Here is a 24,169-nt window from a genome sequence, read left to right on the forward strand (position 1 = left end):
AAAACATGCCTCCTACATTTTTTAGAAAAGCAGCACTGGAAAAACTCTCCACCCCGGAGAAATTAGATCAAATGATAAAGGTTACAGGGCCAAGGGCTTGGATTGCGCTTTCTACGATTACCGTATTTCTCGCAACAGGCATTATATGGTCTTTTTGGGGTAATGTAAAAACAAAACTTAACGTAACCGGAGTGCTTCTTGGTGGTGAAATACATGAAATTGTTTCAACCTCTCAAGGACAATTAATTAACCTAAAAGTTAAAATAGGGGATCAAATAAAAGATGGCGAAATAATTGCTGCCGTTGAGCAACCAGAACTCGAACAACAAATTGCCGAGGCCGTAGCTCTACTCTCTGAAAGAGAGATGGAACTTGAGCAACTTAAATCCTTTGGCTTACAGGATACTAGGTTACAGGGAGAGTTTATCTTTCAACAACGTTCAAGTATTCTACAGCAAATAGGTACTCAGGAAAAGACGGTTGGGTTTTTAAATCGCCAATTAGATACGGAAAGAGAATTGCAGAAAAAAGGGCTCATTACAAGCTCACAAGTTATAAATACAGAGCAGCAAGTACAAGGTGCTTATGATCAAATAGAAAGTTTAAGAGCGCAATTAGCACAGACTTCAACGCAGAGGTCTACCCTTGATTTTGATTCTGACCAGCGTATTACGCTTGCAGAACAGCGCATTGCTCAAGCACAAAGAAATTTAGAACAACTACAAACTAGGCATGAGATACAGTCTAACATTCGAAGTTCATATAGCGGTGAAGTGGTTGAAGTATTAACAGATGCAGGTGTTATCGTTGGTCAGGGGACACCTTTATTTAAGATTAAGAATTTTGATGAGGTTGCTAGTAGTTTAAGAGGAGTACTGTTTATACCATCTCAAGATGGAAAGAAAATTGAAGTGGGTATGGAAGCGTTAGTAGCCCCTTCTACAGTTCAACCTCAAGATTACGGTTTTATGAAAGGTAAGGTTACTTATGTTTCCGATTTCCCAATTACGCAGCAAGGTATGATGACCTCTGTAAAAAATGACCAACTAGTACAAGGTTTATTGGGTATGGGAGCTCCTTTTGAAGTACATGTAGAGTTTGAAAAGGACCCCGATTCCTATAGTGGTTTTAAATGGACCTCAGCAAACGGACCTAAAGTTATGATTAATGAAGGAACATCTTGCTTGGGCAAGGTAACGGTTAAGTCAGAGCCTCCGGCAACAATCGTAGTACCCGCGATAAAAAAATTCTTTGACCTCTACTAAAACCGACTTTTAAAATGATAAGTAATCTTCTAAATCTAAAAAAAGACTTCCACAGGGTGAAAACTCCTACTGTTCTTCAAATGGAGGGGGTAGAGTGTGGAGCGGCAGCATTGAGTATAATTCTTGGGTATTTCGGAAAATTTGTGCCTCTTGAGAAATTACGTATTGCTTGTGGGGTATCAAGAGATGGTCTGAAAGCCACTAATATCTTAAGAGCAGCACGAGAATATGGATTGGAATCAAAAGGGTATGCTAAGTCTATAGATAAATTAAAGGAGATGGAGATGCCGGCCATTATATTTTGGAATTTCAATCATTTTCTAGTTATAGAGGGTTTTACAAAAGATAAAGTTTATCTAAGTGATCCTGCCCAAGGTAGATATCATGTAAGTCACAAAGAGTTTGATGAAGCTTTTACGGGAGTGGTTATGACTTTTAAACCAACCGTAAAATTTGAAAAAGGTAATGAAAAGAAAGGATTAATTCCATCATTGGTAACCAGAATATCAAGTTCTAAGTTAAGTGTCATTTTTATAGTATTGACCAGTTTGTTTATGGTAATTCCAGGATTGGTCATTCCTTCTTTTACACAAATATTTATTGACAAGTATCTTGTAAATCAGGTAACTGGTTTTGTTATGCCCCTGCTACTTGTAATGGGAGGCATCTTACTAATTAACGGGGCTTTAATTTATATTCAGCAGTATTATTTATTAAGGTTAGAGACAAAACTTGCACTTACTACTTCTAGTAAATTTCTGTGGCATGTGTTTCATTTACCAATAGCCTTTTTCACACAAAGATATAGTGGAGAAATTGGAAGTAGGGTTTCCCTCAACGATAAAGTTGCTCGTCTTTTAAGTGGTGAACTAGCTAATGCAGTGCTTAATGTTATTGTTGTGGTTTTTTATGCGATGTTAATGTTTTCCTATGACGTGCTATTGACCTCTATAGGTATAGTCATGGCAGCTATTAATGTAATAGCGCTTCAATTTGTTTCTCGTGCAAGAAAAGATGGCAACCGTAGATTGATTAATGAGAACGGAAAACTACTAGGAACCACAACTTCTGGTATAAGTATGATTGAAACTTTAAAGGCCTCAGGAAGGGAAAATGATTTTTTTATGAACTGGTCCGGCTATTTGGCCAAAGTAATAAACGCACAACAAGAACTAGGTTGGCTTACTATAAGATTGAATATTATACCTCCTCTTTTAATGTCATTAAACACCACGCTAATACTTGGGGTAGGGGCTATGCGTGTAATGGATGGGCAAATGACGCTGGGCATGTTAGTTGCTTTTCTATACTTGATGGGTAATTTCATGAGGCCCGTAAATCAATTGGTTACTGTGGGTAGTTTATTGCAGGAGACTGACGGGGATATGAATAGAATTGATGACGTTTTGAATTATGAGACTTCTGACGAATTTGATGTTAATGAAAGAAAATCAGAAGGAGATGAATCAAAAGATGAATCAGAATCTCACGATGCACAAAAAGAATGGGAGATAAGTGGAGAAAAAATAGTTGGCCATTTAGAAATCAAGAATCTCTCATTTGGATATAGTACAGCTATGCCTGCTTTGATTGAAGATTTTAGTTTAAAATTGAAACCAGGTAGTAGGGTTGCACTGGTAGGGGGGTCTGGAAGTGGTAAGTCTACTATAGCAAAGTTAGTAGCCGGTTTGTATGAACCATGGACCGGTGAAATTTTATTTGATGGTATAGCAAGAAGAAACATTCCCCGCCACATCGTTAACGAATCTGTAGCGGTAATTGATCAAGAAGTATTGATTTTTAAGGGTACAGTTCAGGAAAACATATCTTTTTGGGATAATAGGGTGCCGGAATCTTACATAATTAAATCTGCCCATGATGCAGAAATACATGAAGCCATCGCAGAAAGAGTAGATGCTTATGAAGGCGAAGTTACAGAGCGGGGTGCTAATTTTAGTGGTGGACAAAGGCAGCGTCTGGAAATAGCAAGAGCTTTGACATTAAATCCTTCTATTTTATTAATGGATGAAGCAACAAGTGCTTTAGATCCAAAATCAGAAAAACTGGTTATGGATAACATAAAAAGAAGAGGTTGTACTTGTTTGATAGTTGCACATAGATTAAGCACAATAAAAGATTGTGATGAGATTGTTGTGTTGAAATTTGGGAAGATAGTAGAACGAGGTACACATGACGAGTTATTAAAAAAGAATGGGCTATATGCCGAATTGATCAGCTCAAAATAATATTATATTCATGATAGAAAGAAAAAAAATTATACTGTCAGCGAATAAGAAACTAATTCTTGAAAATCATGAGAGTTTTTGGATGGTTATTTCTGGTGAAGTGGATATTTATTACGTAAATGTTTCTATAAATGGAGCGTATTCTAGTCAATTAAATCATTTGTATAGGGCGGGGAAAGGAGAGTTGGTGTTCAGTCTTTTAACTCGACCTTTGAAATCTGGTATGAAATTATTGGTGGTCAGTGCTGGGGCAAAATTATTAGAACTTAATAGAAATGAGCTTTTGAATGTTGACCATACATTTTTGAAATTCTATATTAACAAATGGATATTAAAATTAGCGGATAAGCTTTACAGGGAAAATATACCAAGAATATACAAGGCTTTAGATGAAAATAAAGACTTAACATTAGGTGAGGGTGAAGTTTCATACCCTACTAAAGGACTTTTTTGGTGTAGTATTAGAGAGGGAGAAATCTCAAAATATGCCAATAGCGTTTCTCAAGGTGCTAATACCCAACATTCATATCCTTTTCCTGTTAGTAATAAGCTATATATAAAAGCCCTTAGCTGTAAAGTTAATGTAGAGGTTCTTGATACAAAGGAGGTTCTTCAGGATGAGATTCTCTTTATGTTGGGATTGAATGATATTCAAAACCATTTTTATAAAAGAATTCTTAAGAATCATGAAGAAGTAAAACGTCAAGAAAAGGAACGTATTATTTCTAAAATTCAGACAGATGGGGAAAAACTAAATGCTACGCTGCAAGAGTTGGGAGGGATAGTATCAAATAATTTCTCCAAGAAGAATGGAACTTTAGTTTCCTCTAAAGTGCTTGATAAAAATCCAATATTAGCAGCATGTAGACAAATTGGAGAAACGGTTGGTTTTGACTTTGTGGCTCCTAAGTTTATGGAAAGCTATGATAATAGTATGACCAATCAGTTGTTTGCAATTGGGCAGGCGTCAAATGTAAGAATCAGAAAAATCATTCTTCGAGGCACGTGGTGGAAAGAGGAAAATGGACACATACTAGCATTTACCAAAGAAGATAAAAAACCAATAGCATTAATCCAAAGAGATGCTACGTCTTATGTTTATTTAGATTCAGAAACAAATAAAGAGGTATTAGTAAATAATGATTTAGCAGAGTCTTTGCAACCAATAGCATACATGTTTTTCTTTGCTTTTGATTCAAGAATGACTTCAGTTAAAAAAGTAATGAATTTTGCAATTCAAGGGGTTAAGAAGGATGCGAGATATTTAATCATTGCAGCCTTGGGCGGAAGCCTTCTGGGATTGCTAGTACCAATATTATCAGGGGTCATGTTTGATGATGTAATTCCTACCGCAGATCGTGATATGTTATTTGAGGTTTTTGGTATTATGTTAATGATAGGAATTGTTACAGCACTTTTACAACTAGTACAAGGGGTACTTCAACTTAGGGTTGAAACTAAATCTAATATTAACTTGCAGGGAGGTTTGATGGATCATCTGCTAAGATTACCTGTTTCATTTTATAAAAAGTATACGGCTGGTGATTTGACTAATAGAGCTTTGAGTATTAATGCTATTAGGCAAATTCTTTCTAATACTGTACTAACAGCAGTGTTAAGCGGAACCTTCTCTATCGTTAATCTTGGTTTACTATTCTATTATGATTCTAGTTTAGCGTGGATTGGAGTTGGTCTGGCTTTAACGGCAGTTGTTTTTATTGCTGCAGTTGGGTGGTTAAAGTTAAGGTATGATAGGGAGATGTCAGACGAACAAGGTGAGATTCAGGGTTTTCTGTTTGAGTTTTTATCCGGTATTACTAAAATAAGAATAACGGGAGCTGAAAAAAGGATATTTACATTATGGGCAACCAAATTTTCTAAATTAAAGCGGCTTGCATTTAGGTCGGGAAGCTATCAAAATTATATAGAGGTTTTTAATGGCTCTTACCCATTACTGACAAATATATTTTTCTTTTCTTTCATCTATTACATGTTTACTACCAGTACTATTGCTAGTACAGGCCTGATATCTGTTGGGGCTTTTATGGCTTTTATAAGCGCTTTCAATCAATTTTTAAATGATTCTTTAAAAATGAGTATGTCGTTAATATCATCGCTCAATGTCGTAACGCTATATGAAAGGGTTAAGCCTATTTTGGAAGAGATACCTGAATCATCTCAGCAAAGTGCAGACCCGGGGGAATTAAGTGGTGATATAGAATTGAATTCTGTTTCCTTTAGATATAATCAAGAACAACCTCTTGTTCTTAAAGACGTTTCTCTTAAGATAAAAGCTGGAGAAATGGTGGCTTTTATTGGCCCATCAGGATCAGGAAAATCAACTGTAATGCGAATATTGTTAGGTTTTGAAGAACCAGAACTAGGCTCTGTTTATTATGACGGAAATTCTTTTGAATCAATGAATAAAGATTTGGTTAGAAGACAAATCGGAGTGGTTTTGCAAAATGGATCATTAATGTCAGGAAGTATTTACAAGAATATTGTTGGTAATTCCGAACTTACTTTAGATGATGCTTGGGACGCTGCTAAAATGGCTGGTATGGAAGAGGATATTAAGCAGATGCCAATGGAAATGCATACAATGGTTAGTGAAGGTGCGGGTACATTTTCAGGTGGACAACGTCAACGACTAATGATTGCGAGAGCAATTGCTCATAAGCCTAGGTTATTGTTTATGGATGAAGCCACTAGCGCTCTGGACAATCGTACTCAGAATATAGTATCAGAAAGTTTAGATAACCTTCAAGCAACTCGTATTGTAATTGCTCATAGATTGAGTACGATAATTAACGCTGATAGAATTTACGTTATGGATAAAGGCTCAATTGTAGAAACGGGCACATATAATGAACTAATTCAGAAAGATGGGCTTTTTTCCAAATTAGCAAAAAGACAGATTGCATAAGAATCATGATTGGGAGGGAAGATGAATATAGGATATTAAAAAGGTATACTAGTGACGCTCTTGTAATTAAAGAAATTCTGAATTATACAGAAAATAAATTTATTGTAAATTTGGATTCAGAGAAGTTTAAAAGATTTTCTCTATTAGATGACCCTTCTGTACAGGTTTGGCAAGAATATCTGAAACAATCAGGGCAGATAGGTGTATTCGAAACCTTGAAAACTCATTTGGTACAGTTGCAATTTCCAATTCAAAAAAACATTAGCAATTCAGAGGAGTACAGGGCCGCCACTCTGAAGGGGTTGGCTTCAACAAGTATGTTGTCTGCGATTGGGCTTCAATTGAACCAACCACATTCCTTAAAACTAATCGTTCATGAATGTACAGCCGGAAAAATACCTATACTTATAGTTTCCGACAATGAAGATTTTTCAAGCCTTATAAGAGCGCTCTCCTATAGAAATGAACCAGTGAAAATACCTGGTTCAATGGGGGCGGCTATGATTAATGGTATTAATAATTGGAGTAGAATTAATAGTATAAAAAAAGAATGGACTACTAAGAATCCATTAGGAAGTTGGAAGAAAGAGTTCATCAAAAATATTTTACCAAATAAAATCCTCTATCAAGATAAACTTATCATTTTAAGCAAGAAGCCTTATAGTGGAATTTCAGCACAAAACATAGGTTTATCTTTAGAGGAATGGCTAAATCTCTCTCTAACTATTAGAAAGGAACACGAGTGCGCCCATTTTTATACTCTTAAGCGTTTTGGGCATATGGCAAATAATATGCATGATGAAATGCTTGCAGACTATATGGGCATTACGAAAGCCCTAGGAAAGTTTAATAGTGATTGGTTTCTCAAATTTATTGGGTTAGAAAACTATCCGGAATATAGAGAAGGTGGTCGATTCCAGAATTACATTGTTAAAGACTTACTCTCTGAAAAATCTATAGTTTTGCTTAGAACCATCATTAAGAATGCTTCTGTTAATTTAGAATTATTCGATGAGTTTTTAGGTGCTCATAGAAATTTAGAAGATAGATCTTTCAGGTTGCATACGTTGTGTGCCTTAGGTCTTTTGACAATATCTTCTGAAGGTGGTAAGGATAAATTACTTTCGTATTATGAAAATTTGGTTTTCAAAGGCTATAAAAAATAGTAAAATATAAATTTGAGCCTAGGAAGATTGCTTCTAGCAATCGAAGTATAAAAATTAGGATAACAGGTTTTACAGATAAATTAATGATATTTAGGTTAGTTACTCTAAAAAATAGTTATTTGAATGAAATGGGGCATAATTTAAATAACTAATCTAACTATACCAATTTCATTTTCAACCAAAGTTTAAGCTGGTTAATGTCTTTTTGAAGTGCTTGAATATCTTCTTTTGTAGCTGGAATTGTATGTGGAGCGAGTGCTTTTTTGAGGCCATAAGAAAGGCTATTTGCAGCAATATTTCCTAGGGCAGAATTCGCAACGGAGTTTAGGTCAATAGCGTTTTTCTTTTTGCTTACGATATCCAGAGCATGGGTTTTTTTATCCGACTCATTTAATAAATCACTTTTGTTTTTGGTCAGGCTGGTTTCATTTTTTTGATAATGTCCAGCTACATATTTGTATTGGTTTCTTTTATAGCTTGCCAAGGTTTTACAACTGGTGCAGCAGTACACGTGGTTCTTGCGTCTGGGGTTAAATAATTGACTACAATGTTTACAGAGTCTCTCCATTTTTTAAGTTTTTGGGCCTCTAAAAGGTTAAATTGGGTTTAATTTTACGTTTTTACCTTCTCATACTTTTTCCTTCAAATATGACGATATTGAACATTTCAAATAGTCTATCGTAGATTCTGCTCCCATATCTCATACCAATAGCTTCTAATGCAGCCTCTACATTCGATTCGTGATTTTCCAAGTAATTCATGGTAACATGAGTAAGTTTGCGACGTCTATATCGCTCTTCTAAAATCTCTTTCATTAAATCTGCTTTACCGTAATTAGAAGCTAAGCGTTCAGAAGTTAAGTCATCAAAAAGTAAGGAGCCTGATTGTATTTTTTTTAGAAACCAACTTTTATCTTCATGAGTTCCGCATTGCTCAAATTCTTGAACCACACTGTTTGTAGTATAAGTTTTGAAATAGTAAATTTTATTCGCTCTGAAGCTATTTTCAATCGCTCGCATATATGCAGTTTTACCAACACCGTATCCGCCAATTATTAACAATCCTTTGTTGAAACTAGGCTCGGATAGGTCTGCTCTTAAATTCGGTTGGTCTAAGAATTGTTCATTCTTAAGAAAATAATAAAACAGTGTTCTCAGGTTTGTCAAGCTTTTTGGTGTTTTTTCAAATGGACGATTATAAATCGTTTTAAAGTGATGTAGAAAAAGCTTCCAGAGGTATTGTTTACCTATTGCCTTATGTTTTTTAAATGGCAAAATCTGTTGATTATCTTGATTGGTAATCGCTTTGATTAAATTTTGCGTATCCAATGTTTTATGATTTACAATATTCATGAGTTATCTGTTAGTTAAAAGTCTGTTATCAGTTTTTAGGCTGTCTCTTTCATTTTTTTTCCATTTTTCTAGCCGGGACTTAATTTCAAAATAGGTTTGATCGTTAACGCGCATAGCTTTCCCTGACTTATCGGTTTCACTCCAGTAATTGAAAAAAGCGTTTAAAATTTTATTTGAATATTGAGAGTTAGCAAAAACTGCACTTCTAAACTCTTCTTTTGATTTATATAATTCTTTATTTTCTTTAGTTGTTGTTATTGGATTGTTGAAGGTTTGTTGTTTGCAAGTTGGTAGTGTTATGGACTGCTTGTTATGTTCATTTATGTTAGCTTGCATAGACTTATAATCAACAACGGTTATAAGCGAAAATTTGTTTGTTGATTTGCATGTGATGTAACTACTAGAAATTAATTTTTGTAGTGCCGTACGTATTTGCTGAATTGACATGTGTAATTCAGCTGCAAGGTGTTTATTGGACGTAATTAGCTGTCCTCTGTTTACTTTATTGCCTTGCCAGTACTTATCGGAATAGTTAGCTTTTAATATAAGGTGTATATACAACCTTGATGCGGTTGAGTGGGTGTACCATTCCCAATCAAGAATTTCTCTGGGTATTTTCACAAAACCTTTCATAACTATTCTTGTTTAATAAGTTTTGCGAAAATGTCACTCTTCTTGTAATAAACTCTGTTACCTAGCCGGTATGAAGGGAGAATTCCATTTTTTCTCCAATTCCATAATGCTTGTTTTGAACATTTGAGAAATTTTAATGTTTCTTCGACAGTAAGTAATTCTTCATTATTGTCGGTTAACCTCTCCTTGGGTCTATCAAGGAGAGGTGTCATTGCTTTTACCACACCAGAAATAATATCTGTCGCATGTGTCTCGGGAACGATTTGATAATATTTGTTACGATGTGCATCCATATTACTCTATTTGTTTTAAAATTATACTGTAAAACTAGAGGCAAATGGAATATATCTGGGTATCAATGGGTATTGATACCTAACTGACAAGTCCTGAATTAGGAATTTTAAATTCTTGCTTTTCGAAACTCTCGTTAAGTTTTTGATATTTCTCAGATTCTGTACTCAAATAGATTCGGAGCGTATTTAGTTCCCCTTTATCCATAAGGAAGGATTTCTGTATTTGCCTTGCTAGTTCTGAGAGATTTATTTCTTGGTTATTTCCTACGGGAGCGATAATGTATCCCTGATCAACTAGATTTCTAATTATATATGCTAAGTGACTGGGTTTGCCTGACCATTTTAAATAGTTCATCGGGTTAACCTCTAAATTGTTCAAACTTTTGAGCCAATTAGAAATCTGGGCCTTTCTCGCTTTTAACTCTTGCGATAGTTTTAAAAAAGCTGTCTTGTGATAAAATAGAGAAAACTCATATTGATCATTTTTGTAAACCCCATCAATTTCGACAAAGTTATCTTCAAGCTTATTTTTACTAGGATAACCACTATTTAAACTTAAGGAGGCATTGGAAACTATGTTGTCTATAGCGGGTAGTACCTTAAGTTCTATTATGTTGATTAGTTTAATAGGTTCTTCCGAGTGCTCATATTGATAATCAAGAAAGTTGTCGATATCTAATATATCAACTTCAAATAGTAATTTCTTTATGAAAACTCTCAGATAAATATCACTTTCTAGTTTAGGTTGGTGGTACTCATAGTTATGTAGTTGGTACAGTGGTGAAGACTCTTCCTTCTTAAGTCTCTTGTTGTAGGGAACTTCGTCAAGTGAAAAAACATTTTGATACATAGAATAAATAATTGATTTTAAATTAAGGGTTATTGAAAAAATGCAGAATCAGCAATCTTGATAGCTCTTTCTTGCGATGATACTTTAATGTATTTATAAAATTCTTTTTCGGTTGTATGGCCGCTTATTGCCATAATGTCTATAACGGGCATTTTAGAGAGGTATGCATTCGTACAAAATGACCTTCTTGCGGTATGGGTACCTATAAGCTTATACTTCTTAATAGAGTCTGTATTTTTTTTACCACCAATAGTTCTTGTAACAAATACATCTTCGTTAATTTTAACTGATCGAGCAACTTCTTTGATATACTTGTTTATTAACTGTTCAGGCATTTTGCTAGGCATCTTTCCTTTATAACGCTTTTTAAAGATTGTCGTAAGCTTTGGATGTATAGGAATGTATACTGTTTTTGATGTTTTTTGCTGAACAATTTCGAAAACACTTCGTCCTTCAAAAGTTCGAATATTATTTATGCCCAACCCGTTGTAATCAGAAACTCTCTGGCCCGTATAGTACCCGATTAAAAATATATCTCTAGCCTTTTCGTGTAGAGGTTTGTCCGATAGGTCCTTTTTTTCCAGTTTTTCGATTTCATGAGTGGTGAGATAGATGGACGTAGTATTCTCTGAAACCCGCCTAAACTCTCTATGTTGAAAAGCCAAATTGGTATTTATTCCTTCTTCGGTTGCTCTGTTTAAAATAGCAATTAGATTTTTTAAATGCTTACCAATAGTATTTAATGAAAGACCTTCATTCTCTAAATAATGAATAAAAGAGTAGTAGAACTCTAGGTTAATGCTATCAAAGTCCAAATTAGGATCATATGATTTACTATAGGCTTTTAGCTTTTTAATAGTTTGCTTATAAGCCCTTAAAGTTATTTTGCTAAGGGTAATAGTTTTAGTTTTATCAATATGTCGTTGCTTATCTTCAGTAAAACCATCGGCATATTCAAAAAAGTCGATGCTTTTATCTTCCGATTCGTTTTCAATTCTGTTTGTTAGATTCGAGAAAATCTGTTTTAAAAACTTTCTATCAATATCGTTTCCCTGGTTATGGTGAAATGAAACACTTTTTATAAAAGAAGTTTCAATATCTCTGAGCTTTGCGTTTACTTCCTCTCGGTTGGAAATAGTTGATACGGCTCTAATTCTTTGATTTTTTGAATCCCAAAATTTGGGATGAATCTTAAATCCTGTAGCACACTTAAGCCTTTTTCCTCTTCCAAAACTAAAGTCGAAAATTATAGGTGTAATCTTATCGGAATTTGGCTCTTTTAGAATAAAACGAACACTTCCAGCTGTTGAATTTATATACTTACTCATTCTCAAAACTCTAAAAAAGGGACAACATAAGGGACAACATATGCTTTAATTATTGATATTTCAAAAATACGTATTTTATTTCAATATGTTATTAAGTCAATAAATGCGGTACTTAACAAGGAATATAGAATAAAATAAGATAACATAGGTTAAAGCTAAAAATGGTCCAGGTGGGACCACATAAAACCTCTCGGAACATCCGTTCTTGAGAGGTTTTTCTTTTTCAAGTGTTCGAGGTCAAAAGCATCCACAGCAATTTTTTTCGACTTACCCTAGCACACTTACCTACAAATCCCGATATTTATTAAAGTGATTCTTCTAATTCTAGTCTAGTACAATTAGATGTGAAAAGCCTCAAAAAACAAACTGAAAAGTAGCCTGAAAAATGAACCCAAAAGTAGATGAATTCTTGAACGGCCTAGACCAATGGCAAGAAGAGCTAAAAAGACTTCATGAGTTAATTTTGGATTGTGGGCTAGCGGAAGACTTTAAATGGAATTACCCCTGTTACACTTATAAGGGCAAAAATATTGTGCTTATTCACGGGTTCAAGAACTACTGCGCTTTACTTTTCAATAAAGGGGCACTACTACAGGACACTGCGCAAATTTTGATTCAGCAAACGGAGCATAGCCGATCCGCCCGGCAAATACGTTTTAGCAACGTGGTTGAAATAGAAAATCAAAAAACCATCATCAAACAATATATCTTAGAGGCGGTTGAGATAGAGAAATTGGGACTGAAACTAAAGGTAAAAAAGGTAGCGGATTTTGAAACCCCAGATGAGTTGATTGAGAAATTCAAGGAGAATCCAGAATTTGAAAAGGCGTTTAAAAAACTAACCCCAGGTAGACAAAAAGGGTATTTGCTCCATTTTTCAAAGGCAAAACAGGCTACTACACGAATAGCTAGAATTGAAAAAAATACAGACCGTATTTTTGAGGGTTACGGACTAAATGATTGCACCTGCGGCCGTTCCAAACGAATGCCCAATTGTGATGGGTCGCACAAGAACTAAAACAACTGTTACTTTAGTAAATATTGAGGTTTAATAAGGGGGTAATCACTGTGTAAAGTTTACTTGCATAGACTCGACAAACCGGTTAACATTTCATACCTTTTACTACGTTTGGCAAATAGCTGGCACGGCAACAAAAAGAATATAGATGAACGAGACATTCTACATTAAAAATATGGTCTGTAACCGTTGTATAGCTTCGGTTTTGGAAATTTTCACTTCAGAGGGCTATACGGTAGAATCCGTTGAATTGGGAAAAGTAGTTGCTACCGAAGGCCCCGAAAGTGATAAGAAAAAACTATCCCATACTCTTGTCCAGACCGGGTTTGAACTCATCATAAACGAAACGGATACGCTTCTAGAACAGATAAAAGTGAAGCTGATTCATAAAATTGAAATCGGAGAAACCGAAAATCTCTTTCAATCCCTGGCCGAGGAATTCGGTAAGACGGAAACGGCACTTAGCAAGCTATTCAGCAAGTCCGAAGGTATGACCTTGGAAAAATACACCATCAACCTAAAAATTGAAAAAGTAAAGGAATACATTCAGCTGGGCCAGCTCAATTTTTCTGAAATAGCATACAGCCTAAATTATAAGACCAGTAGCCATTTGGCAAGGCAGTTTAAAACCGTAACGGGAATGTCTATGACCGACTACAAAAGTTTAAAAAATTGGGATAGAAAAACCTTGGACAAAATTGTATAAATAAGAATCGTAATTGTGTAAAAGATTCGCTTGGCCTCTTAGTAATTTTACATTCTAAAATTAAGAGGAAATGACACATACCTATCATATACACGGAATGACCTGCAATGGGTGTCGCGGTCATGTAGAGCAGACGCTTTCTAAAGTAGCAGGTGTAACCCATGCTTCGGTAAATCTAGAGAAAGCGGAAGCAGTAATCGAAATGGAGTTCCATATTCCTTTAAAAACATTTCAAAAGGCATTGTTAGATGACGGTGGTTCGTACAGCATCCATAATTTAGGGAGACACGGGCATGAAGTAAAGAAAAAAGAAAGTCCTAAAGGTAAGGGCACAGGTACTTTTTATTGCCCCATGCACTGCGAGGGTGATAAAACCTATGATCAGGCAGGTGATTGTCCTGTATGTGGAATGGACCTGGTTGAGGAGCAAAACCTAAGTGCTAACGCTTCCGAACAATGGACGTGCCCTATGCACCCGGAAGTGGTTCGCGATGAGCCGGGAAGTTGCCCTATTTGCGGTATGGATTTGGTACCTATGCAACCGGATCTTTCCGCTGAGGAGAAAACGTACAAGAAGCTTATAAAGAAGTTTTGGATCGCATTGGGCTTTACACTACCAGTGTTTGTGATTGCTATGAGCGAGATGGTTCCAAACAATCCCCTTTACGATATAATGGGGCAAAAGTGGTGGAACTGGATCCAGTTTGGACTTTCCCTACCTGTTGTTTTTTACGCCACGTGGATGTTCTTTGAGCGTGCTTACCGAAGTATCAAAACATGGAACTTAAATATGTTCACCCTAATAGGTATTGGTGCGGGTGTAGCATGGGTTTTTAGTGTCTTTGGAATGTTGTTCCCAGATTTCTTTCCACCACAGTTCAAGACGGATTCAGGTGCGGTGCATGTCTATTTTGAAGCAGCTACAGTAATTCTCACCTTGGTTCTTATGGGGCAGGTATTAGAGGCGCGCGCGCATAGTAAAACCAATTCTGCAGTAAAGGAATTATTGAAACTGGCACCTAATAAAGCTATCCGAGTAGTAGATGGAAAGGAAGAAGAGGTTGCCATAGATAAAATTCAAAAAGGGGATACGTTAAAGGTAAAACCTGGAGATAAAATTCCAGTAGACGGTATTATAATTGAAGGCGAGACCACTGTAGATGAATCCATGATTTCAGGAGAACCGCTACCTGTTAATAAAGTAACGGAGGACAAGGTCAATAGTGGAACCATAAACGGAAATAGGTCTTTCTTAATGAAGGCGGAAAAAGTAGGGAATGAAACCTTATTGTCGCAGATCATACAAATGGTGAATGACGCTAGCCGTAGTCGGGCGCCTATTCAGAAGTTGGCGGATACGGTCTCAAGCTATTTTGTGCCTATCGTGGTAGTAATTTCTGTAATTACTTTTGCTGTTTGGGCCATTTGGGGTCCTGAACCTGCCTATGTTTTTGCGTTGGTAAATGCTATAGCCGTGCTAATTATTGCCTGTCCTTGTGCTTTGGGGTTGGCAACGCCAATGTCCATTATGGTAGGTGTGGGCAAAGGTGCACAGAACGGGGTGTTGATCAAGAATGCCGAAGCTTTGGAAAAAATGGATAAGGTAGATACGTTAATAGTAGATAAAACGGGAACTATTACCGAAGGAAAACCAACAGTGGAAACGATTGGTGCGTTAAAGGGCGAATATTCTGAAAATGAGGTATTACAGTTTATAGCTTCCTTAAACAATTCCAGTGAACACCCTCTTGCTGAAGCCACGGTAAAGTACGGAAAGGTGCAGGGTGTTGAAATTTTAAGGACTGAGGATTTTGAGGCTATTACCGGAAAAGGGGTGGAAGGGAAAATAAATGGTCAAAAAATGGCTTTAGGGAACCTCAAGATGATGGAGTATGTAAATGCTGCCCTAAGTTCAAACTTAAAATATGAGGCCAATGAACACCAAAAAAAGGGTAAAACGGTATCGTACCTGTCCGTTAATGAGCAAGTAATAGGGTATGTTGTAATTGGCGATAAAATAAAGGAAACGAGCGCAAAGGCCATTAAGGAACTTCAAGAGAAGGGAATAGCCGTTGTTATGCTAACGGGAGATAATCATGATACCGCACAAGCCGTAGCCACAGAGTTAAATTTAGCTGATTTTAAAGCGGGAATGCTTCCCGAGGATAAATTGGCCGAGGTACAAAAATTACAGGAAAAAGGACATGTGGTTGCTATGGCCGGCGATGGAATCAATGATGCACCTGCATTGGCCAAAAGTGATGTTGGAATTGCTATGGGAACGGGAACAGACGTAGCCATTGAAAGCGCTATGATAACTTTGGTAAAAGGAGATTTGCACGGTATTGTAAAAGCCCGAAACCTTAGTGATTCCGTAATGCGGAACATTAAGCAGAACCTATTCTTTGCTCTAATCTACAATACAATAGGTATTCCTATTGCAGCGGGAGTGTTGTACCCTGTTTTTGGGCTTTTGTTATCGCCAATGATTGCGGCTCTTGCTATGAGTTTTAGCTCGGTATCTGTAATTGCGAACGCGTTAAGGTTAAGAGCGGCTAAAATCAACTAATAAATAGTATTTCATGGGTTTTGAAAATTAGAAATTAAGCAGCGGTTACATTTTTATAGATTGAAATTTAAACTAAGCCATTCAAGGTTTGGGTAACGACCAGATAATTTAAGTTATCTTTGTTGTTCTCATTATTAGTGATTTGGATAAAAAACAAACGACTTTAAAGGATATTGCCGCAGAGCTTAATGTTTCTATTTCTACTGTTTCAAGAGCATTACAGGGCAATACACGTATAAGTGCGCAGACCAGGGAAAAAGTACTGGAGTTGGCGCAGGAGTATAATTATTTTCAGACAAAGCATATAAACCCTTATGCTAAAAAGAAGATTAAGGCCGTTGGCGTAATTGTACCAAGCATAAAATATCATTTGTACGCTATGGCCATTTCGGGCATAGAGCAAATCTTGGAGAAGCATCAGATGCAAATAATCATTTGTCAATCTAATGAGTCGTACGAGAGGGAAAAAATACTGGTAAAGGAACTTATGGATATTGGCGTGGCGGGAATTATAGTTTCGTTGGCCAGTGAAAGCAAGGATTTTGACCATTTTTTAGAGGCTAAAAAAAGAAAGGTTCCGTTAGTGTTCTTTAATCGTCTTTGTGATGAAGTAGAATCGGATAAGGTGATTATTGATAACTTCAAGGCAGCTTACGATGCTACCCAGCATTTAATATCCGTGGGCTGTAAGCGGATTGCATATATTGGAGGTCCAAGAATTTTACAAATAAGCTCAACCCGACTTTTAGGCTACAAGAAGGCTTTACTGGATGCTAATATGTTGGTGGAGGAAAAGTTTATTGAAAATTCTGATTTTACTAGGGAAGGGAACCTTAGTACCGCAAGAAAATTACTGTATTCTCCGGAGCATCCGGACGGCGTTTTGGCCTTTAGTGATCAGGTGGCCATTGGTGTTATGTTAGCAGCGAAAGAACGAGGTCTAAAAATGGCAGAGGATATAGCCATCATCGGTTTTAATAATGAGCCTATAGACGAACTTTTGGAGCCTTCGCTTACTAGTATTGACCAACCTAGCTATCAGATGGGAGTAGAATCTGCAAAACTGATTATAGACCGAATTGAAGATTATGATAAAGAGGTGTCTCGAGTGGTCTTAAAATCAGAATTGGTGATCCGTAATTCTACCAACAAGAACAAGTTGTAGAAAAACAAATCACCAAAACCGATAGTCTTATATAATTAGTTCTTCTTTTGAACCAATATTACCCAATCTTTGTCCTGGTCCTTGGGTGGGTTGCCCAGCGCCACTACACCTTTTGCATCAACCGAAGTTACGGAACCGTCCAATAGGTCTCCTCCGTTTCTAGGATCGTACCACTTCACTGAAAACGTATTACCCGAATCTCCTAAATTAAGAGAAGTCATTTCCTTTCCGGGGTGTAGATAAACTACATAAACCTCATCAGCTTTAGAAAAGGAGAATGAATCTGGATCTGTGGTTAAATCATCTGATGGCCGCATTTCCCAAAAAGGAAGGTAGTTTTCAAAAAATAGTTTGGCATGTAGGTTTTGGTTCCAAAAAAGGTCCCTGCTCCTATAATCCTGACAGGTAAGGTCAGAATGCGGACTGGCATAACCAAAATACCATTCAACACCGTAGCCTCCTGCAAGTAAAGTTCCCCATAGGGCGTTGCCACGTGCATCATTATGTTCCATGTCTTCTGCGTCCGGTAAAAGGGCTATTTTGGCCTTTCCGGGCTCATCAACTGCAATGGCCCATTTTTTACCCGCATCATCGGCATTTTTCATCCATTTAAGAACACGTGGGTGCACATCTTTAAAATCGGCCTCACTTAGTTGAAGAGATGCTCCCGTAAGCGAAGATTGGTCACCTACCAGTTCTGCATAACGGTAATCTTGGTCAGGAAACGTATGTAATACCCGGTGTGTATTGTAAGGGTCCAATTTTGCCACATAATCCGTTACTTCCCTAACATTTTCTATGGGTTGGTTGTTCTCTTCACCTATATTCCAGTTCATGGCCAAATGATGCCCAAAACGGGCAATAAGTTCACGATAGTACAATTTGCCCTCAATACCAAAGACGCCGTTATCCATTAGATGGTCGGTTTCGGTTTCATGGGTCTTGAAGTGCAGGAACATTCCTTTTCGCTCCCCATAGTCAAAAATACGTTCCCATTGCTCCAATTTTGAAATATCCAAGCGAGTTTTATGGAACATGGTCTGCCATGCTTTTTTGTTTTTCTTGTCACTGGCATATTTGGTGTACTCTTCTTCGGATACCTTTAAGCGATATGGAAAAACATTACGGTCATCACCATCAACGTTAAAAGTCAAAAATGAAAATACGTTAAGACCCTCTGAAGCCAAATAGTTAATGGCGCCTAGTAGGTTTTTACCTTTTTCCCCTTGCCATAATAGGTCCTTGGCATCTTCGTTAAAATCTTTCCTGTGGGGCTCCCATGTCTTTAGTAAGTCTAACGCATTGGTAGTGGCGTCAAAATCACTGTATGCCAAAATATTCTCTGGGGCGTCTACACCCACTTTAATGAAATACTTACCTGTTTCCTTAAATTTAAGATAGTGTTCACCTACATATTCCAACTTGCCTTTGGCCCTGTTGTCTATACCTGTTTTGTCAGATTCGGACACGGTAAAACTACCCGTAACACCATCCATATATTCTCCACTGGTGGCGCTGTTACTGGTATCTGCAACGGCAATATTGGTTCCTTTTTTAAAGGAGGCCTTAAAATTCCAATTTCCTGTAGTATTGGGAGCAAAACGTACAATCCATTTGTTTCCTTTTTCCGCGCCTGTTTCTGCAGCATTACCATCGGCCGCGTAAAATCCGGGAACTACAAAGGTTTGATTGTTGTTGGTAAACGTAACGTCTAGACGGTAATCCAAAAAAGGGTTTACTTCGTTCATTTCATCCGTAGATGGGCCGTTAAAGACCAATTCGATCTTATGCCATTTTTTTAGCTCGCCCTGAACGGTATATTCCGGTTCGGATTCGCATCCTGAAACCAAGGAAGTCATAAAGAGCAAAGCGCTCAGGAAAAATGATGTTTTCATGTAAAGTCTGTTCATGTTTTCAGTTTTGAGTGTGAGTTAATAGGTTGATGAAGTTACTTTGATTTTTTTTTAAAGTTGAATTCACATATGAAATAATGATGGCAAGAAAAAGCGGTTTGCTTTATAGATTAATAAGAAAAGCTAAGCAGGAACATTTTGTATCGATCCTGTTTATTTCGGTTCGTTTTGAATATGCATAAATACAAAATTTTGCACAAATCACACATCCTAATCTATATTTTTCGGGTAAGTTATAGATTAATTTATATATATTTGCTCAAAATTCAACACAATTATCAATATAAATGACATTTTGCGCAATATTTGCGCAAAAGCATTTGAACTACAATTAGAAAAGATTAGAAATGGGAAAAACGTACAAAATCGCCGTAGTTAATGGCGACGGAATAGGGGCCGAAATCGTTCCTGCCGGTGTTTCCGTGCTGGATGCGGTAGCCACTAAATATGGCTTTGAACTAGATAAAGAGGAATTTCCTTTTGGAGCAGGATATTTTAAGGAGCATGGCAAGTTCATGTCAGATGACGCTCTTGAAACCTTAAAAAAATTCGATGCTATATTTTTTGGAGCAGTAGGTCTGCCAGAGGTAGACGATACGTTGCCAGCTAGAGATTACACCTTTCGCGTAAGAACTTCTTTTGAACAATACGTAAACTACAGACCTGTAAAATTGTTTCCAGGTGTAGAAAGTCCGCTTCGCTATAAAACCGAAAAAGATATAGACTTTGTAGTCGTTCGCGAAAATAATGAAGGCGAGTTCGTGCAGAGTGGAAAAATAATGCATGGGGATAAGCCCGGTGGTATGGCTATGGATACCAGTATTTTTACTAGATTCGGTATTGAGCGTATCGCACATTATTCATTTAAATTGGCGCGTAAGAGAAGAAGCAAGGTTACTAATGTTACCAAATCAAATACATTGATCAATAGCTTGGCCTATTGGGATAGGGTAATTGCAGAGGTTGCAGAGGAGTATCCGGATGTGGAATATAACAAAATGTACATAGACAATGCTTCGGCAAGTTTTGTATTGCGCCCAGAGATTTTTGACGTTATTTTGACTACAAACCTCTTTGGCGATATTTTATCCGATCTTGGTGGTGCCGTTATGGGAAGTTTAGGTCTTGGAGGTAGTGGAAATATTAACCCAGAGAAAGATTTTCCTTCTATGTTCGAGCCTATTCACGGTTCAGCACCGGATATTGCAGGGCAGAATATTGCTAATCCAATTGGTCAAATATGGTCCGCCGCTATTATGTTGGATCATTTAGGAGAGACCGAGGCGGCAAAGGAAATTATGGCCGGTATAGAGGCTACGACCGCGAAAGGTAATTTAACCAAAGATCTTCGTGGAACGGCTACTACGTCAGAAGTTGCAGAAAGCGTAGTTCAGTTTATAAACGCAACAAAATTATCAACTATATAAATTAGAATGATAGATAGGAAAATCATTGACCTCACTTTACCCATTGTATCCGGTGTAAAGGGCGTTTCTATAGACCAGGCCAAAACATTGGACAAAGATGGTTGGAACGCAACAACTTTACATTTGTATTCGCATAGCGGCACCCATATGGATGCTCCGGTACATTTTGAGGTCAATGATCAGACTATAGATCAATTACCGGTCGCTCGTTTTATTTCTGAAGCTTGGGTGATTAACCTTACGCATATCAAACCTAAAGAATCTATTACCGTAGCACATTTGGGCACTATTGCGGAAAAAGTAGAGGAAGGACAAAGTTTGCTCTTACATACGGGTTGGAGCAAAAAGTTGGGCACGGAAGAGTACCGTGATGCCTTACCTAGAATCAGCACCGAGCTTGCCCATTGGTTGGGTGAAAAAAAGGTAAATATACTTGGGGTTGAACCTCCTTCCGTAGCAGATGTCAACAATATCAAGGAGGTTACGGAGGTGCATACCATCTTAATGAAAAACGATATTATTATAGTTGAAGGACTTACTAATTTAGAAGCACTTTCTCAACCAAAAGTGACCCTTGTGGCACTACCTTTAAAGGTTGAAAATGGCGATGGTGCTCCCGCGCGTATCATTGCAATAGAAAATTGAACTTCATGTCGCATCCAGCACTTTTAAAATCTATTGAAGAAGGGGTTACGCTTTTGGGCTACGAGAAGGATATACGGTCAGAGCTTGCTCAAAACCCCAAATCCATTGTGGTTTTAGATGATGACCCAACAGGCACCCAAACCGTGTACGATGTTCCCGTTATTACTGAATGGACCGAAGAGATTTTGGAAAACGAACTCTTGAAGAGTCCTATTTTCTTTATTCTTACCAACTCCAGAAGTCTTCAAGTTGATAAAGCCGATGCCCTGGGAGAGCTCATAGGCTCACGGCTACAGAAATTGACCAAGAAGCACCAAAAGAAACTTCTTATCATTAGCCGAAGCGATTCTACTTTAAGGGGGCATTACCCCAATGAAGTTGATGCCTTGGTAAAAGGAATGGGCCTAAGCAAAATAAAACATATTTTGGCCCCTGCTTTTTTTGAAGGCGGACGCTATACGTATGACGATGTTCATTATGTAAAGGAAGGAAATGAGTTTGTTCCTGCCGCAAAAACCCCTTTTGCAGCAGACAATACTTTTGGTTATTCAGCATCCAATTTAAAAGATTGGATTATAGAAAAATCTGAAGGAGGGGTCAACAAATCACAGATTGCAAGTGTGTCTGTTCAAACGCTTAGAAATGCCACTTCCGAAGAAATAAAATCAATAATAGAACAACCAAAAACGACCCATATCATAGCGAACGCAACGTGTTATGCCGATTTGCAGGTCTTGGCGCTGGCCATTTTAAAAAGTAAGGACGCATTGGTTTTCAGGACGGCGGCTTCTTTTGTTAACGCCATTTCGGGTATTGCCCTAAAACCATGTCTGACAAAAAATGAAATCTTAAAGAATACGTCCTCCAATGGGGCACTGATCGTAATTGGTTCCTATGTGCCAAAAACCACTGCACAGTTGGCGTATTTAAAGGAGAGAAGTAATGCTTTTTTCCTAGAATTGGATGTTTCCCATATTTCCAATATTGAAGTTTTTTGCAACGAGCTGGTTCAACTGGTCCAAAAAGCAAACGATTACCTCAAGACCGGAGAGGATGTGGTGGTGTTTACAAGTAGAAAAGTGATAAAAGGAGCTACAAAAAAGGAAAGCCTTGAAATTGTAAATCGGGTTTCCAATGCACTTATTTCTATTGTAAAAAAGGTAAGGGTGCGCCCAAAATATATTCTTGCCAAGGGCGGAATTACCTCTAGTGATGTAGCTACTAAAGGGCTTAATGTACGCCGAGCGAATGTCATGGGGCAAGTGCTAAAAGGGGTGCCTGTTTGGCAACTTGGCAAAGAGGCAAAATTTCCTGACATACCTTACATCGTATTTCCCGGTAATGTTGGTGACGAGACAGCTTTACACGAACTGATTTCCTTATTGAAATAAAAAATATGAAGACACAAGGCTATTTTCCTAAAAGGTATTTTATGGTAGCAGGTACATTTCTGCTGGCCTTGCTTCTTTATGTAGATCGTGTCTGTATTTCTGTGGCCAAGGAGCCCATTTCTGCAATGTTGGACTTGAGTGATAAACAAATGGGTTGGGTCTTGGCGGCTTTTTCTCTAGGATATGCCCTTTTTCAAACTCCGGCCGGTATGCTGTCAGATTCTTTGGGACCGCGTAAAGTACTTTCCGCGATTGTAGCTATATGGTCCGTTTTTACGGCTTTAACAGGAGCAGCGTTTAACTTTATATCACTTCTGATTGTCCGCTTTCTTTTTGGGGCGGGAGAGGCCGGTGCCTTTCCAGGTATGTCCCGAGCTATTTATACGTGGATTCCTCTACAGGAAAGAGGTCTTGTAACCGGCATTAATTTTTCGGGTTCTCGGTTGGGCGCGGCATTTGCGCTTCCCGTAGTAGCTTGGATGATAGATGATTTTGGATGGAGGGTCTCCTTTGTTATTTTAGGTGTTATAGGGGTACTTTGGGCCGTTGCTTGGTATGTGCTTTTTAGGGATATGCCGGAAGAACATCCCCATGTTTCGGATAAAGAAAAGGAATTTATCCTATCAACAAGACAACAACAAAATACTAAAGTAAAGGCCGAAAAAATTAACATGGGAGACCTGTTAAAATCCAAAAATATATGGTTGGCCATGGGGCAATACTTTTGCAGCAATTTCACCTTTTTCTTTGCCCTTACCTGGCTGTTTCCCCACGTTAAGAGTGAGTACGGCCTAAATACTATGGAAGCTGGCATATACACGGCAATACCTTTGGTTTTTGGTGCTTTTGGAAATTGGACTTCCGGGGCCCTAAGTGACCGTATTTACAAAAAGGGGAACTGGGACATGTCTCGTATTGTTCCGGCATCAATTGGGTTCTTTCTAGCCGCTGTAGGACTTATTGGAAGTATTTATATGGATACTGTTGAAGGCGCAATCCTATTTTTAAGTCTGGCTATTTTTGGTGCAGATATGACATTGCCGTCTTCTTGGGCCTTTTGTGTAGATATTGGAAAAGAACATTCCGGTGCCGTATCCGGTACAATGAACATGGCCGGAAATATTGGAGCATTTTTGACCGCATTGGCGTTTCCATACCTGCAGTCTTGGACAGAATCTACCACGCCGTTCTTTGTAGTGGGCGCAGTATTGAATACTATTGCAATTGTAATGTGGTTCAATATGAAGCCTCAAAGGCATTTTAGTACATATTAAAT

At 37.6% G+C, this 24,169-nt stretch carries 19 protein-coding genes; 12 read left to right on the plus strand and 7 right to left on the minus strand.

Annotated features, from left to right (window positions below; translation table 11 throughout):
* Positions 1-5 precede the first annotated feature (5 nt).
* From KO513_RS11440 to KO513_RS11455, 4 genes are read left to right on the plus strand one after another with little or no spacing between them, the layout of a single operon-like run.
* Entirely contained in the window at positions 6-1,265 is a 1,260-nt protein-coding gene (locus tag KO513_RS11440) for an NHLP bacteriocin system secretion protein (RefSeq protein ID WP_215913481.1), read from the plus strand.
* 14 nt (positions 1,266-1,279) lie between these two features.
* Positions 1,280-3,511 carry an NHLP family bacteriocin export ABC transporter peptidase/permease/ATPase subunit gene (locus tag KO513_RS11445; protein WP_215913482.1) on the plus strand — a complete coding sequence of 744 codons (2,232 nt, stop codon included), beginning with the start codon at positions 1,280-1,282 and terminating at the stop codon, positions 3,509-3,511.
* A gap of 10 nt (positions 3,512-3,521) precedes the next feature.
* Positions 3,522-6,437: an NHLP bacteriocin export ABC transporter permease/ATPase subunit gene (locus KO513_RS11450; protein WP_215913483.1), complete on the plus strand. Its 2,916-nt coding sequence runs from the start codon at positions 3,522-3,524 to the stop codon at positions 6,435-6,437.
* A 5-nt stretch (positions 6,438-6,442) separates the two neighbouring features.
* A complete protein-coding gene (locus KO513_RS11455) occupies positions 6,443-7,603 on the plus strand; it encodes a DUF7005 family protein (RefSeq protein WP_215913484.1) in 1,161 nt (386 codons plus the stop codon).
* Positions 7,604-7,760: 157 nt separating this feature from the next.
* Here KO513_RS11455 and KO513_RS11460 read toward each other — a convergent pair whose 3' ends face one another.
* The 6 genes from KO513_RS11460 to KO513_RS11485 form a co-directional block, all read right to left on the minus strand.
* A complete protein-coding gene (locus tag KO513_RS11460; RefSeq protein ID WP_215913485.1) occupies positions 7,761-8,171 on the minus strand; it encodes a hypothetical protein in 411 nt (136 codons plus the stop codon).
* Positions 8,172-8,223: 52 nt separating this feature from the next.
* The gene (locus KO513_RS11465) at positions 8,224-8,955 is read right to left on the minus strand and encodes a hypothetical protein (RefSeq protein ID WP_215913486.1); all 732 of its coding nucleotides are present in this window, start codon (positions 8,953-8,955) and stop codon (positions 8,224-8,226) included.
* A 3-nt stretch (positions 8,956-8,958) separates the two neighbouring features.
* Positions 8,959-9,588: a hypothetical protein gene (locus tag KO513_RS11470; RefSeq protein ID WP_215913487.1), complete on the minus strand. Its 630-nt coding sequence runs from the start codon at positions 9,586-9,588 to the stop codon at positions 8,959-8,961.
* A gap of 2 nt (positions 9,589-9,590) precedes the next feature.
* Positions 9,591-9,881 (minus strand): helix-turn-helix domain-containing protein, encoded by a 291-nt coding sequence (locus KO513_RS11475; protein ID WP_215913488.1) that lies wholly within the window; start codon positions 9,879-9,881, stop codon positions 9,591-9,593.
* Positions 9,882-9,960: 79 nt separating this feature from the next.
* Positions 9,961-10,731, minus strand: coding sequence for a hypothetical protein (locus tag KO513_RS11480; RefSeq protein ID WP_215913489.1), 771 nt, complete (start codon positions 10,729-10,731; stop codon positions 9,961-9,963).
* Positions 10,732-10,760: 29 nt separating this feature from the next.
* Positions 10,761-12,059 (minus strand): tyrosine-type recombinase/integrase, encoded by a 1,299-nt coding sequence (locus KO513_RS11485; protein ID WP_215913490.1) that lies wholly within the window; start codon positions 12,057-12,059, stop codon positions 10,761-10,763.
* A 385-nt stretch (positions 12,060-12,444) separates the two neighbouring features.
* Between KO513_RS11485 and KO513_RS11490 the strand changes: the two genes are divergently transcribed.
* From KO513_RS11490 to KO513_RS11505, 4 genes are all read left to right on the plus strand, one after another.
* Positions 12,445-13,077 carry a DUF1801 domain-containing protein gene (locus tag KO513_RS11490; protein WP_215913491.1) on the plus strand — a complete coding sequence of 211 codons (633 nt, stop codon included), beginning with the start codon at positions 12,445-12,447 and terminating at the stop codon, positions 13,075-13,077.
* 148 nt (positions 13,078-13,225) lie between these two features.
* Positions 13,226-13,783 carry a helix-turn-helix domain-containing protein gene (locus KO513_RS11495; RefSeq protein ID WP_215913492.1) on the plus strand — a complete coding sequence of 186 codons (558 nt, stop codon included), beginning with the start codon at positions 13,226-13,228 and terminating at the stop codon, positions 13,781-13,783.
* A 70-nt stretch (positions 13,784-13,853) separates the two neighbouring features.
* The gene (locus KO513_RS11500) at positions 13,854-16,352 is read left to right on the plus strand and encodes a heavy metal translocating P-type ATPase (protein WP_215913493.1); all 2,499 of its coding nucleotides are present in this window, start codon (positions 13,854-13,856) and stop codon (positions 16,350-16,352) included.
* 142 nt (positions 16,353-16,494) lie between these two features.
* Positions 16,495-17,517 carry a LacI family DNA-binding transcriptional regulator gene (locus KO513_RS11505; protein ID WP_215436882.1) on the plus strand — a complete coding sequence of 341 codons (1,023 nt, stop codon included), beginning with the start codon at positions 16,495-16,497 and terminating at the stop codon, positions 17,515-17,517.
* A 35-nt stretch (positions 17,518-17,552) separates the two neighbouring features.
* On the opposite strand, the gene KO513_RS11510 is transcribed toward KO513_RS11505, so the two are convergent.
* Entirely contained in the window at positions 17,553-19,427 is a 1,875-nt protein-coding gene (locus KO513_RS11510) for a DUF5060 domain-containing protein (protein ID WP_252735769.1), read from the minus strand.
* Between the two features lie 350 nt (positions 19,428-19,777).
* Here KO513_RS11510 and KO513_RS11515 point away from each other — a divergent pair, with 350 nt between their 5' ends.
* The 4 genes from KO513_RS11515 to KO513_RS11530 are packed head-to-tail and all read left to right on the plus strand — an operon-like array spanning position 19,778 to position 24,167.
* Positions 19,778-20,857 (plus strand): tartrate dehydrogenase, encoded by a 1,080-nt coding sequence (locus KO513_RS11515; protein ID WP_215913494.1) that lies wholly within the window; start codon positions 19,778-19,780, stop codon positions 20,855-20,857.
* Positions 20,858-20,863: 6 nt separating this feature from the next.
* Positions 20,864-21,502, plus strand: a complete 639-nt coding sequence (locus tag KO513_RS11520; RefSeq protein WP_215436888.1) for a cyclase family protein — start codon at positions 20,864-20,866, stop codon at positions 21,500-21,502.
* Positions 21,503-21,507: 5 nt separating this feature from the next.
* On the plus strand, positions 21,508-22,893 hold the full coding sequence (locus tag KO513_RS11525) for a four-carbon acid sugar kinase family protein (protein ID WP_215913495.1): 1,386 nt from the start codon (positions 21,508-21,510) through the stop codon (positions 22,891-22,893).
* Positions 22,894-22,898: 5 nt separating this feature from the next.
* The gene (locus KO513_RS11530; protein ID WP_215913496.1) at positions 22,899-24,167 is read left to right on the plus strand and encodes an MFS transporter; all 1,269 of its coding nucleotides are present in this window, start codon (positions 22,899-22,901) and stop codon (positions 24,165-24,167) included.
* Positions 24,168-24,169 lie beyond the last annotated feature (2 nt).

The organism is Zobellia sp. B3R18 (assembly GCF_018860715.1).
Lineage (GTDB): Bacteria > Bacteroidota > Bacteroidia > Flavobacteriales > Flavobacteriaceae > Zobellia > Zobellia russellii.